Origin of the sequence: Pseudomonas sp. P129 (genome assembly GCF_020312195.1) — a bacterium.
GTDB lineage: Bacteria > Pseudomonadota > Gammaproteobacteria > Pseudomonadales > Pseudomonadaceae > Aquipseudomonas > Aquipseudomonas fragariae.
Genome location: NZ_JAGPYS010000002.1, coordinates 363,812 through 377,108, shown reverse-complemented (window position 1 = coordinate 377,108; position 13,297 = coordinate 363,812). Strand labels below are relative to the sequence as shown.

Here is a 13,297-nt window from a genome sequence, read left to right as displayed (position 1 = left end):
CTTGGTGGGTATTGATAAAGCGTGATTGCGGGCGCAAGGAGGTCTTGCGTCGGAGGCGGTGAGGGTGGATCCGGGAGGGGCGATCGGTATCGCCCCGTCCTTTGCATCAACTGGCGGTCAGCAGGTTGAAAAAACGCCCGCTGATGAGCCATACATCCAGCGCATCAGTGAATTGCGACCGCTGATGCCCAGCTTGATCGCCGCGCGGCGCTGGTAACTGCCCACGGTATTGACCTTGAGTGCGAGTCGCTCGGCCTGCTCAAGCGCGGTATGGCCGGCGAGCAGCCCCAGGCACACTTGGGTTTCGCGTTCGGACAACGTCAACCCTGTTTCACGCAGTCGTTCCTGAAAGCGCTTTTCAATGCTTTCCGGCTTTTTATGCTCGATGCCGGGCATTGCCGATTGCAGGGCATTGACATGTTTTTCAAGTATCGAAAACAGCAGAGGGGAAATGTCGCCCAGCTGTCGGCGTTCCTTTTCTGAAAATTCATGCGCGGGAAGCGCCCGAAATACAGTTATTTTACAACTAAAGCTTTCCGAGGCCTGATCAGGGTAAAGATGAATCGAGTCACTGAGCAACAGCGTGCCCCGTGATGACGTCACCGTCTCGTTAAAGACCGTCGGTGCAGAGGCGGGTGGCGTTTGCCAGGGCTGTGGCAGTGAGGAGAGGTGCGTGGCATCTACCGCAAGCTGAGTATCGATCAACTTGTGGAACATGCTGGAAAAATTCCCGCTACCGATGCTGGCTATGGCCCTGCCGATCTGCGGAAGTAGTGTGTTAGGCATGTAGTCATCCATGAGTTTAAAACTGCTGACAATGGTGTAGACGCTGTAAGCATGGCGCGGTCACATCAACCTGCTGTTGGCGTTTGCGCCACGAAAACAGCGTTAGATGCCCGCTAGAGCATCTCCAGTGAAGTACAGCAAAGCGTATCGCCCTGAGGTTACCTAAATACTTCACTATCAGAAAGAGTGATGGTCATCGGTCGGACGGCGGGCAAGGAGGTCGCAGAAATGGTGGGGCGAACCCGCGTTAACTCGTGGTGCCTGATGTTGTTACGGGAAGTAGAGAGATAAAAATATCCCCACACATGTGCATCTAAAGTTGCAACATGGCGGGGAAATAGCGTTTGGCAAGCGTCTATTTTCCGATCATGAACCGGGTGACCAGGCGCGTAAGCCGTCCGTAAGGTGCCGAGACCTTGTCGGACATGTTGAAACGTCCGAGCTTGAGAACGCCGCGGGCGTGGGACAGACGAACGAAGCCTTCGTAGCCGTGATAGGCCCCGGTGCCGCTGTCGCCGACACCGCCAAAGGGCAGGTCATCCTGCGTCGCGTGCAGCATGGTGCCATTGATCGTCACGCCGCCGGACTGCGTGCGGTTCAGCACCCGCTCCACAGAGGTTTGATCGTTGGAAAAGCAATAAAGGGCCAGCGGTGCCGGACGCGCGTTGATAAAAGCGATGGCTTCATCCAGCGACTCATACGCGAGGATCGGCAGCAGCGGCCCGAAAATCTCTTCGCCCATGACATCCGCTTTCAGGGACACCTGCGTGAGTGCCATCGGTGCGATCTTGCGTTCGCCCGCCGTCGCAGGCGCATTGTGTTGCCATGCCTTGGCACCCGTTGCCACGGCCTGACTGGCCATCGCCATAAGCCGGTCGTAGTGGCGCTGGGAAATAATCGAGGTGTAGTCCGGATTGCCATCGAGGGTCGGGTAGAGTTTTTCCGCTGCAGCCAGCCACTCGCTGGCAAAGCTGTCCACGTGTTCGCGCGGGACAAGGACATAGTCAGGTGCTACGCAGGTCTGACCGGCGTTGAACAGTTTGCCGATAGCGATCATCCGCGCGGCTTTGCTGATCGAAAAGTCGTCGCACACCACGACCGGCGATTTGCCGCCCAGCTCCAGAGTGACCGGTGTCAGGTTGCGCGCGGCCGCCGCCATGACCTGGCGACCCACGTGGGTCGAGCCGGTAAACAGCAGATGGTCAAAAGGCAGCTCACTGAACCGGCCCGCCAGCGTGGCGTCGCCAGTGACTACTGTTACCTGCTCGGCAGGGAAGGTTTCGCCCAGCAACTGCCTGAGCAGCTCGCAAGTCCGGGGTGTCAGCTCCGAAGGCTTGATCATCACCCGATTGCCGGCAGCCAGCGCCTCTATCAACGGCACCAGCGTCAGCGTCAGCGGATAGTTCCACGGAGCCAGAATGCCGACGACGCCCAGCGGCTGATACACGACCCGGGCCGTGGCCGGTCTGAAAACAATACCCGCCTTGCGCCGGGAGGGGCGCATCCACGCCTTGAGGTGCGAGCGGATGTGCTTGATGCCATTGATCACCGGCATCAATTCGCCGAGCCGTGTTTCGTCGAACGAGCGGTTGCCGAAGTCTGCGCTGACCGCCTCGAGCAACCTGTCCTGATTATCGCTGACCATGCGCAGAACGGCGTTGAGGTCTGCGATTCGTTGATCGTAGGAAGGCGCGCCCTGAGCGCGGAATGCAGCCTGCTGCGCCTCGAGCAGCTCGGTTAGCCTGGCCGCGTGAAACGTCGTATCTGGCGGAACCGTGGCGGGTTGATTCATGACGCTGCTCCTGTGGCTGCGTGTTTTTTATAGGGGCTGCATGATGACGATGGGCCAGAGGGCGTGTGCGTATTGCGGCCCAAGGACTTCAAGCAACTGTCGGGTGAACGTTGGCCCTCGGTAGAAAGCGAGTCGCATGCAAAAATCCTCAACGCCACCAGCCGTGGCAAACCTGAATAAAGCGTCAGGGCTGTCTGCTAATCGGCCACAATCCGACTTTACGTCACAAGGGATACAAACAGGACACGCAGGGCGCCTTTTCAGCGCTCATTTGTCGTCCGGGTGAATCACCCGGATGCTGCGCGGATCAACGTGTTGCGGGCTGACAGCCCCGATTTCACGCAGTGGCGATGGGCTTTTTAAAAAAAAGAGCGTGGACTCGGGATATAACACTAATTAGAATCAGTCTCATTTGGCGCATCCCATCGCTCAAGGCTTTTGACATGACTGACGCAGCGACGCTATCACAGCAGACCTTGCATTCCCTGTACCGCGATCATCATGGCTGGCTGGAAAGCTGGCTGCGCAGACGCATGGGCAATGCCTGGGATGCTGCGGACCTGAGTCAGGATACGTTTCTGCGCGTGCTGTCCAGCTCCCAGCAGATCGCCGATATGCAGGAGCCGCGTGCCTATCTGCTGACAGTGGGCAAGCGCCTGCTCAGTAATTTCTACACTCGTCGCAGCCTTGAACAGGCTTATCTGGAAGCGCTGGCGCAGTTGCCTGAAGAAAGCGTGCCGTCGCCGGAGCAGCGCTGGTTGCTGCTGGAAACCCTGCAGGCGCTGGACGAGCTGCTCGATGGCCTGTCGGCAGTGGTGCGCCGGGCGTTTCTCTGGAGTCAGCTCGAGGGGCTGGGCTATCGGGAAATCGCTGAACGCCTGAGTGTTTCCGAACGCACCGTCAAACGCTATATGGCACAAGCCTACGAGCACTGTCTGTTGGTGGACTGGTGATTCGCCCGGCACCTTCGAACGAAGAACGCGAGGTAGTACGCAAAGCGGCGCAGTGGCTGGCGCTTCTCGAGTCCGGCGGTGCCAGCGAGGAAGATCACGCCATGCTGCAACACTGGCGCGACAGCTCCGCCAGTCATGAGCGCGCCTGGCAAAAGGCCCAGCAGTTGCGTCAACGTTTTTTCGGTCTGCCTGCCAACCTGGCCATGGCGACGCTGGATCGCCCTGACAAGGCCAGGCGCGCGACGCTAAAAAGGGCGCTGGGCGCCGTGGCACTGGTTCCCGCGGTCTGGCTGCTGGGGCGTCAGTTGCCGCTGGAGGTCTGGCGTGCCGACCTGCAAACCGCCGTCGGCGAGCACAAGCGTCTGTCGCTGGCCGATGGCAGCACGTTGCAATTGAATACCGACAGCGCCGTAAACGTCGATATGGGCGCCCGGCGAATCACCCTTGTACGGGGCGAAATAGCCCTGAAGGTGCCTGGCAGCGCGCCGCTGACCATCCACGGTCCTTACGGGCGCATCGTGGTTGGTCGGAGCGAAGTCTGTGTGCGTCTCAATGACAGCGACTGCCGGGTTTCGGTCGTCAGCGGCACGGTGCAGCTTTATCCCCTGCGCGGGCCTGTAGTGGCCTTGAATGCGCAGCAGCAGGTCAGTTTGAAGCAGAGTGGAGTCGGTCCTGTCAGCGCCTTCGACGCCTTGCTGCCTGGCTGGCGCGACGATGTACTGACCGCGCAGAACCAGTCGCTGGGTGATTTCCTGCGCGAGCTGGGTCGCTACCGTCCGGGCCTGCTGCGCTGGGAGCCGGCGCTGGAAAACCTTCGGGTGACCGGCAGTTTCAGGCTCGACAATACCGACCGCGTGCTGTCCTTGCTGGCGGCCAGTCTGCCGGTGGACGTGCAGATGCGCACCCGTTACTGGGTGACCCTGGTGCCTCGAAAAAATATTTCGACAAAAAATAGTGCGTAGCGCTGTCCCTTTTTTTGGTCTCGCTGGTCATTCCAGATAAGTGCACAAAAAATACGAGAGCTTCCCTCTATGTCCGCAGTGTCTTCCTACCGTTTGCGTCCGCTTTTGCATTTCAGCCTGTTGCTGACGTTGAGTTCCAGTCCGTTGTTCATCTCGACCAGTTGGGCCGACACATCGGGCAGACGGGCCTATGAAGTGCCGGCCGGCAGTCTGAGCGCCGCGCTTACCCGTTTTGCCGGGCAGGCCGGGGTCAATCTGTCGGTAGACCCTGCACTGGTGAATGGCCGGAACAGTTCGGGGTTGTCCGGCGAGTTCGCGGTCGAGGAAGGGTTTGCGCGTCTGCTGCAAGGTTCCGGCCTGCAACTGATGCCCGTCGGGGAGCAGGCTTACACGCTGATCCCGGCACCTCAAAGCGCCAGTGCAGGTTTGCAACTCGCCCCCACGTCGATCGTTGGCGACAGCGGTGTCACGGACGGTCAGGATTACGCGGGCGGTCAGGTGGCACGCAAAGGCTCGCAAGGCATGTTGGGTTCGCGGGACTTCATGGAAACGCCATTCAGCATGACCACCTACACCAAGGACGCGGTGAAAAACCAGCAGGCCCGAACCCTTGGCGATCTGATCGCCAGTGACCCGTCGGTGCGCGCCACCAACCCCGCAGGCGGGCGCTACGAGCAGTTCACCATTCGCGGCTTCAGCCTGTTCAACAGCGACGTTTCCTACAACGGCCTGTACGGCATCCTGCCCACTTACACGATCGACATGGAAATGGCCGAACGGGTGGACATCCTCAAGGGGCCGAGCCAGTTGATCAACGGCATTTCGCCGCGAGGCAGTGTCGGCGGGGGCATCAACGTGGTCCCCAAACGCGCGACGGATAAACCGATCACCGAGCTCACCACCAGCTATGCCTCCAAGGGGCAGGTGGGTGCTGCAGTCGATGTAGCCCGTCGGTTTGGCGAAGACGACAAGTTCGGGATCCGTTTCAACGGCGTGAAGCAGTCCGGCGACACAGAATGGGATCACCAGAGCGTCGATCGTGACATGGCCGTTTTGGGCCTGGATTTCCGCGGCGATCGCCTGCGTCTGTCGACGGACATCGGGCACACCGAACGCGACACTGATGCTCCGCAGGAGCGCGTGCAGGTCGGTGCCAACGCTAAGGTGCCCAACGCCAACGATGTGCGCGACAACTATGCGCAGTCCTGGAGCAAGGCGCGTACCAAGGATACCTTCGGCGCAGTGAATGCCGAATATGACCTCAGCGACTCGGTCATGCTGTATGGCGGTGTCGGCGTGCGCAAAAGTAACCATGACTTCCTGCGCCATGCGGTATCGGTCACCAACGACGCAGGTGACTTCAGCGTTCAGCCGCGCGATTTCACCCGTGACGAAAATGTGCGCACCGCCACTGCCGGCGCTCGTAGCTGGTTCAACACCGGGCCGGTCAGCCACGAGGTCAACCTGGCTGCCAGCTATTTCTACATGGACTTTGAAAACGGTGGTGCGCGCTACGCAGCAGCGCCGAGCAACCTCTACAACCCGGTCGACACGCCGACACCCTCGAACCCGACGCGCGCCGACTCCAAGGTTTACACCGAGAACCGCTTCAGCGGTGTGGCGCTGACTGACACGCTAGGATTTTTCGAGGACCGTCTGCTGCTGACGCTCGGCGCCCGCTGGCAGCGTGTCAAGGTTGATGACTGGACCGATGACGTGAAGGGCGACACCGCCTACGACGAGGAGAAGGTCTCACCGTCAGGCGGCATTCTGTACAAGGTGACCGACGACTTTTCGGTGTACGCCAACTACATGGAAGGCCTGAGCCAGGGCAAGATCGCTCCGTCGACCTCGGTGAACGAAGACCAGATCTTCCCGCCGTTCGTCAGTCGTCAGGTCGAGGTCGGCGCCAAGTATGACCTGGGGTCATTTGCCTTCACCGCCAGCGTATTCCGTATCAAGCAACCGGCCTACGAGACCAATACCGCCTCGCGTGTATTCGGCCCGAACGGCAAGCGCCGTAACGACGGTGTCGAGCTGACCATGTTCGGTGAGCCGATGAAGGGTTTCCGTCTGCTGGGCGGGGTGATGTACATCGACAGCGAACTGACCAATACCGTCAACGGCACATTCGACGGCAACCGCGCACCGGCCACCCCCAAGTACAACGTCAATCTGGGCGCCGAATGGGACGTCCCGGGCGTCAACGGCCTGACCCTGACCGGACGGGGCATCTACACCGGTTCGCAGTATCTGGATCAGGCCAATAGCAAAAGCATCGATTCATCGGAGCGTTTCGACGTAGGCGCGCGGTATGCCTTTAAGGTCGATCAGAAGGACATCACGCTGCGGGCCAATGTCGAGAACGTGATGAACAAGTACTACTGGAGTTCGGCCGGCGCGTCGGACGACAGCGAGCCGGGGCTGACTCTGTCGACACCGCGTACCTATCTGTTGTCGGCCACCATCGGTTTCTGAGTCGATACGTGACGCCCAGGGAAGGGGGTCACGTATATAGCGAACGACCGGCAGTCCTCATCGAGGGATAACCTGTGTGCAGTATTAAATAATCAACCTCAACACGGCGACACAGCAGTTTGTTATTTAGATAGGCTGTTTTGTCATAACGCCAAAATAACAAATGGCCACGCTCAATAGTGGCACATTGAGTTATACCGATTAATCCTGTCGGTATAACTGCGTGCCTTATTCATTATCAGGCGCGCAAAAAAGTTTATTTAAATTTCATCTTGTTTTTCGCAACAATGGGTTGCACTTTTAGGTAAATGATAATAATTTGCATCCGGAAATCCAGCGAGGACTTACAGATGTTGAATAATGGCTTATTGCACTCTACTACGTCGCAGAAAACCAATGCCAACTATCTGGACAGGCAGAGCAAGTTTGAATCGAATGTAAGGAGTTACCCCCGCAAGTTGCCATTGGCGATCGCCAAGGCACATGGCGTGTGGGTCACGGATGTCGAGGGCACCACGTACCTGGATTGTCTGGCCGGAGCCGGAACATTGGCACTGGGTCACAATCACGAAGCCATCATGGCCAGTCTCGACAGCTTTCTGACCTCGGGCATGCCCATGCACACCCTTGATCTGACCACTGCGGTCAAGGACGCTTTCAGCGAAACGCTGCTGAGTCTGCTGCCAGGACAGGGGCGCGATTACTGCCTGCAATTTTGCGGTCCTTCCGGGGCCGACGCGGTCGAAGCCGCGATCAAACTGGCCAAGACCGCCACCGGTCGCCATAACATCATCAGCTTTTCCGGCGCCTACCACGGCATGACCCACGGAGCCCTGGCGCTGACCGGCAACACTGCGCCAAAAAACGCCGTCGCTAATCTGATGCCCGGAGTGCAGTTCCTGCCGTATCCCCATGAATACCGTTGCCCGCTGGGCATTGGCGGCGAGGCCGGGACCGAAGCGCTGAGTTACTACTTCACCCAGTTCATCGAGGACGTGGAAAGCGGTGTGTCGCTGCCGGCGGCGGTAATTCTGGAAGCGGTGCAGGGCGAGGGCGGTGTCAATCCGGCACCTGCAGCATGGCTGCGCCAGATTCGCGAAGTCACGCGCAAGCACGGCATTCTGCTGATTCTGGATGAAGTGCAGGCCGGCTTTGGCCGTACCGGCAAGATGTTTGCCTTCGAACATGCGGGGATCGAACCTGACGTCATCGTCATGTCCAAGGCGGTCGGCGGCGGTCTGCCGTTGGCCGTGCTGGGTTTCAAGCGCGAGTTCGACGCCTGGTCTCCGGGTAACCATGCCGGCACCTTTCGCGGCAATCAGATGGCCATGGCCACCGGCCTGGCGACCCTTGAAGTGCTGCAACGACAGAACCTTGCCGGCCAAGCCGCAAAACGTGGCGACTGGCTCAAGGAACAGCTCGGCCTGTTGCAGCAACGCTATCCGGCGATTGGCAATGTGCGGGGCCGCGGCCTGATGCTGGGCATCGAGATTGTCGATGAACGCAAAGCGGCGGACCGCCTCGGCAGCCTGCCGATGGACCCGGATCTGGCGGTTGCCATTCAGCAGCATTGTTTCAAACAGGGATTGTTACTTGAACGCGGTGGTCGCAATGGCAACGTCATTCGCTTATTGCCGCCATTGATCATTACTGAAGAGCAATGCCAGTTGGTCATCCAGCGTTTTGAGCAGGCCCTGAAGGCTGCGCTGTCCCAGCTACGTAAATGAAAGTTATGTAATAAGCAGGGCATCAACAGCACCGCATCGTGACACTGATATCACGATTGAAACAACACCGCACACAACGTTTGGCTGGGCGAACTTATCGCACCTCGACAGCTCGACTGTTGTGCCGCAAGCGATAAATCAACGTTTGTTGCGACGTCATTTAAACGGTCAGCGTAAAGGCGACTGTGGAGCAGACATGACTAATACCGATCGCACCGTCTTATCAAACATGGTGAGCGAGTTGGCAACCACTCGCGCGTTACTCAATTGCCTGATCAAGGAATTCGCACTGCCGGAAGAGTGCCTGCATTACACCTGGCCTGAAGGCATGCAAGGCATAGCGCCTGGCAGTTTCGTGGATGGCGGGCAATGGAAGGGCATTCCGCTCACCATCAGCCTGCCCAATCAGCAACAGTTCTTCGTCCTGGTGGACCGCCGCGACCACCTGGGCAGCCATCGCTACCTTTCCGATGTCTACGCACGTCAGGGGCAGGGCACCTGGCGCTGCCTGGCGTTTGCCGAATTCGCCCGGCAACTGCTGACCGCCTGTGAGCACATGACCCGTGCCAGCAATGACGAACTGCTGGACCAGGTCCTGCAAAGCCAGCACCTGACTGCCGCCATCGTTGCCCACAACATGACCGGCCAGCACCCGGCGCCGCTCAGCGGCTATCTGGCCAGTGAGCAGGGTTTGTGGTTCGGCCACCCCAATCACCCGGCGCCCAAGGCGCGCCTGTGGCCTGAGCATCTGGCGCAGGAGACCTACGCCCCGGAGTTTCAGGCGCAGACCGCGCTGCACCTGTTCGAAGTGCCGCTGGAAGGGCTGCGAATCACCTCCAATGGCTTGAGCGAAGCCGAGGTGATGTCAGGCTTCGCTGATCAATCGCGGGCCCGACCCGGGCACGCGCTGATCTGCATGCATCCGGTACAGGCGCAATTGTTCATGCAGGACCGTCGCGTGCAACGTCTGCTTGAGTTGGGGGACATCTCCGATCTGGGTGCCAGTGGCTTGCTGGCCAGCCCGACGGCGTCGATGCGCACTTGGTACATCGAGGGTCACGACTACTTCATCAAGGGCTCGCTGAATGTACGCATCACCAACTGCGTGAGGAAAAACGCGTGGTATGAACTGGAAAGCACGTTGATCATCGACGAGCTGTTTCAGCGCCTGCAGCAGACCCGCCCGGAAACCCTCGGCGGGCTGTCCACAGTCGCTGAACCCGGCTCGATGAGCTGGGCTCCCAAAGGCGTGAGCGAGGCAGATGGTCACTGGTTTCGCGAGCAGACCGGCGCCATTCTGCGGGAAAACTTCTGCCGCCGCTCCGGCGAAGATTGCAGCGTGATGGCGGGCACACTGTTCGCCCGTGATCTGCGCTCACGCCCATTGGTGCACGACTTCCTCCAGCGTTTCAATGGCGCAGAGCTCGAGGACCAGCACCTGCTGGACTGGTTCGATGAGTATCAGGCCTTGCTGCTGAGCCCGGTCATGGCGTTGTTCTTCAATCATGGCATCGTGATGGAGCCGCATTTGCAGAATGCGGTGCTGATTCACGACAACGGACGCCCGCAACAACTGCTGTTGCGCGACTTTGAAGGCGTCAAGCTCACCGAAGAGCTGGGCATCAAGGCGATTCAGGTGGGGCTGCACCCGAGAATTCGCCAGTCGTTGCTCTACAGCCGCGAACAGGGCTGGAACCGCATTACCTATTGCCTGCTGATCAACAACCTGTCCGAGGCGGTACTGGCCTTGAGCTGGGAGCGCCCGCACCTGGCACCACTGATGTGGCAGCGCGTCGAGCGGCAATTGCAGCGTATCCGCGACGAACTGGTGCTGCCTGCGCCCGAGCTGGACGCGCTGATCGCAGGCCAGTCGATTGCCTGCAAGACCAACCTCAAGGTCCGGCTCGCCGCCAAGGCCGATCGCGAAGCCAACTATGTGCGTCTTGCGTCGCCGTGGGCCACGGAGGCACGTTATGCATAAGGTGCCGGAGACCGTACTGGCGGCCATCAAGGAGGCTCGGGCGCTGGAAACCGACCCGCTGGCGGCCTTCTTCTACGATCTGGACGCGTTGCAGCAGCATGTCAGTGAAGTCATGGCGGCGCTGCCCGCAGGTGTCGAGCTGTATTACGCGATCAAGGCCAACAGCGAAGCGCTGATGCTGGAAACCCTGGCCCCTCTGGTCAGTGGCTTTGAAATTTCCTCTGGGGGCGAGATCGAGCGGGTGATGGCCTGTCCGACACGCAAGCCCTACGTGTTCTCGGGCCCAGGCAAACTCGATTCCGATCTGCGCTCGGCGTTGCTCAACAAGGTTGAAGCCATTCACCTGGAGAGCCTCAACGAAATCGCGCGTCTGCAACAGCTGGCAGAACAGGCGGGGCGCGTGCAGCCGGTGTTCCTGCGCATCAATCCGCAACTGCCCGCTGCACAGTCGAGCCGGCTGGCGATGGCCGGGACCGCGACACCGTTCGGCATTGACGAAGCCGACCTGGCCGAGGCGGTCAGACGCGTGGACAACGCCAGCCACCTGACGCTCAAGGGCTTTCACGTACATGCCATGTCGCATCAGATGTCGGTTGAACGTCATGAGCAGTTGCTCGATTTCTACCTGCAGCGCTGGCAGGAATGGAAGGCTTTGGCGCGCGACCCGAGCCAGCTCACCCATTTCAACGTCGGCGGCGGTATTGGCGTCGATTACCTCAACAGCCAGCAGTTCGACTGGCAGCGGCTGTGCCGTTATCTGGAAAAACGCCTGGGCGAGCAGCACGACGCGCCGATCCTGCGCTTTGAGCCGGGACGCTTCATCAGCGCCTATTGCGGCTATTACGCCATCGAGGTGCTGGACAGCAAAACCAGCCACGGCGAGCATTTTCTGGTCTGCCGAGGCGGAACTCACCAGTTTCGCCTGCCGGTTGCGCAAAGCCATGACCATCCGGTTATCCATCTGCCGAGTACGCCGCAGCCAGCTGCCTCGTCAGAACAGGCTTATACCATTGTCGGCCAGCTATGCACGCCCAAGGACGTGCTGAGCCGTCGCCAGCCACTCAAGGGTGTGAACATTGGTGACCTGCTGGTTCTGCCGCTGGCGGGAGCGTATGGCTACAACATTTCCCATGCCGACTTTCTCTGTCATCCACGACCGTCACAGCACTTCGTGCGCAACGGCGAACGGGTTCGCCAATGAGTTTCAACGTCCCACGTAGCTGGGTAGTGGTCAACGTGCTGCTCGGTACGCTGACGGTCAGTCTGAGCAACAGTTCGCTCAACCCGGCGCTGCCTGCCTTCATGGAGGCGTTCAGGATCGGGCCGCTGCTGGCCACCTGGATCGTCGCCGGATTCATGACCAGCATGGGCATGACCATGCCGCTGACCAGCTTCCTCAGTCAGCGCATCGGACGCAAACGCCTGTACCTGTGGGGTGTGGCGCTGTTCATTGGCGGCTCGCTGCTGGGCGCGCTGGCCGACTCCATCGCGCTGGTGATCACCGCACGGGTGGTGCAGGGCATTGCCAGCGGGCTGATGATCCCCTTGTCGCTGGCGATCATCTTTTCGGTGTATGAAAAGCACGAACGGGGCAGGGTGACCGGGCTCTGGAGCGCAGCAGTGATGCTCGCGCCGGCGCTCGGTCCGCTGTGTGGCAGCCTGATGCTGGAGTGGTTCAGCTGGCGCTCGCTGTTCCTGATGAATGTGCCCATCGGCCTGCTGGCGCTGTTGCTGGGCGTCGGCGTGCTGCCGGACGCCGAGCCCGCCGAGCGCAAGCCGTTCGATTTGATCGGCTACCTGCTGGTGGCGTCGGGCATCGGCTTGCTGATGATCGCCATCAGCCGCATGCACCATGCTCAGGCGCTGCTCGATCCAGTCAATCAGGCCATGGTGCTGGTCGCATTGGCCTGTCTGGTGGCATTCGTCCGGGTCGAGCTGAGTCGCCAGGCTCCGCTGCTGAATCTGCGTCTGTTCAACCTGCGCGGTTATCGTCTGAGCGTGATCATCGCCGTGGTGCAATCGGTCGGCATGTTCGAGTGCCTGGTGTTGCTGCCGCTGCTGGTGCAGAACGTGCTGGGCTACAACCCGATCTGGACCGGCTTGGCGCTGCTGTGTACCGCCAGCTTCGCGAGCCTGTTCGGGCAGTGGGGCGGCAAGGCACTGGATCGCCATGGCCCGCGCACCGTCGTCGCCATCGGCCTGCTGCTGACCGGCGTTTCGACCCTGGCGCTGGGCATGCTCAAGGCCGACGCCGCGATCGGCGTGGTGTTCGTCCTGATGATGATTCGTGGCGCCGGCCTCGGGCTCTCCTATATGCCGGTGACCACGGCGGGGCTCAATGCCTTGCCAGAGCCGATGGTCACTCAGGGCGCCGCGATGAACAACATTTCCCGGCGTCTGGTCGCGTCGCTGGCCATCGTCATCGCCTCGCTGTGGCTGGAGTTCCGCCTCAACACCGCGGGCCCGGCCGCCACGCCCTCGGCCATCAGCGAAGTATTCATCGCCACCGGCGTGCTGATCCTGCTGGCACTGCCCTGTGCCTGGCGTTTTCCCCTTAACGACGAGCGCGCCGAGGCCCAGCCCGACGCGGTCGAACCCCGATAATTTTTCGTTCGAGG

9 protein-coding genes are annotated in these 13,297 nt (G+C 60.2%); 7 read left to right on the top strand and 2 right to left on the bottom strand.

Annotated elements, in window-relative coordinates:
• Positions 1 to 117: 117 nt before the first annotated feature.
• Together KBY02_RS06970 and KBY02_RS06965 are read right to left on the bottom strand one after the other, a co-directional pair.
• Positions 118 to 786, bottom strand: a complete 669-nt coding sequence (locus KBY02_RS06970; protein ID WP_024638725.1) for a helix-turn-helix transcriptional regulator — start codon at positions 784 to 786, stop codon at positions 118 to 120.
• A gap of 355 nt (positions 787 to 1,141) precedes the next feature.
• Positions 1,142 to 2,578 carry a coniferyl aldehyde dehydrogenase gene (locus KBY02_RS06965; RefSeq protein ID WP_057457524.1) on the bottom strand — a complete coding sequence of 479 codons (1,437 nt, stop codon included), beginning with the start codon at positions 2,576 to 2,578 and terminating at the stop codon, positions 1,142 to 1,144.
• A gap of 443 nt (positions 2,579 to 3,021) precedes the next feature.
• Between KBY02_RS06965 and KBY02_RS06960 the strand changes: the two genes are divergently transcribed.
• The 7 genes from KBY02_RS06960 (at position 3,022) to KBY02_RS06930 (ending at position 13,283) form a co-directional block, all read left to right on the top strand.
• A complete protein-coding gene (locus KBY02_RS06960) occupies positions 3,022 to 3,531 on the top strand; it encodes a sigma-70 family RNA polymerase sigma factor (protein ID WP_003406891.1) in 510 nt (169 codons plus the stop codon).
• Complete coding sequence (locus tag KBY02_RS06955) at positions 3,528 to 4,493, top strand: FecR domain-containing protein (RefSeq protein WP_011267791.1); 966 nt, start codon at positions 3,528 to 3,530, stop codon at positions 4,491 to 4,493. The genes KBY02_RS06960 and KBY02_RS06955 overlap by 4 nt, the downstream gene beginning before the upstream one ends.
• A gap of 69 nt (positions 4,494 to 4,562) precedes the next feature.
• Entirely contained in the window at positions 4,563 to 6,971 is a 2,409-nt protein-coding gene (locus KBY02_RS06950) for a TonB-dependent receptor (protein WP_103359098.1), read from the top strand.
• A gap of 350 nt (positions 6,972 to 7,321) precedes the next feature.
• The gene (locus KBY02_RS06945; protein WP_104684181.1) at positions 7,322 to 8,698 is read left to right on the top strand and encodes a diaminobutyrate--2-oxoglutarate transaminase; all 1,377 of its coding nucleotides are present in this window, start codon (positions 7,322 to 7,324) and stop codon (positions 8,696 to 8,698) included.
• Positions 8,699 to 8,894: 196 nt separating this feature from the next.
• A complete protein-coding gene (locus KBY02_RS06940) occupies positions 8,895 to 10,679 on the top strand; it encodes an IucA/IucC family protein (protein ID WP_011267794.1) in 1,785 nt (594 codons plus the stop codon).
• Positions 10,672 to 11,880: a type III PLP-dependent enzyme gene (locus KBY02_RS06935; RefSeq protein ID WP_011267795.1), complete on the top strand. Its 1,209-nt coding sequence runs from the start codon at positions 10,672 to 10,674 to the stop codon at positions 11,878 to 11,880. Before KBY02_RS06940 ends, KBY02_RS06935 begins: the two co-directional genes overlap by 8 nt.
• Positions 11,877 to 13,283: a DHA2 family efflux MFS transporter permease subunit gene (locus KBY02_RS06930; RefSeq protein WP_011267796.1), complete on the top strand. Its 1,407-nt coding sequence runs from the start codon at positions 11,877 to 11,879 to the stop codon at positions 13,281 to 13,283. The genes KBY02_RS06935 and KBY02_RS06930 overlap by 4 nt, the downstream gene beginning before the upstream one ends.
• Positions 13,284 to 13,297: the final 14 nt, after the last annotated feature.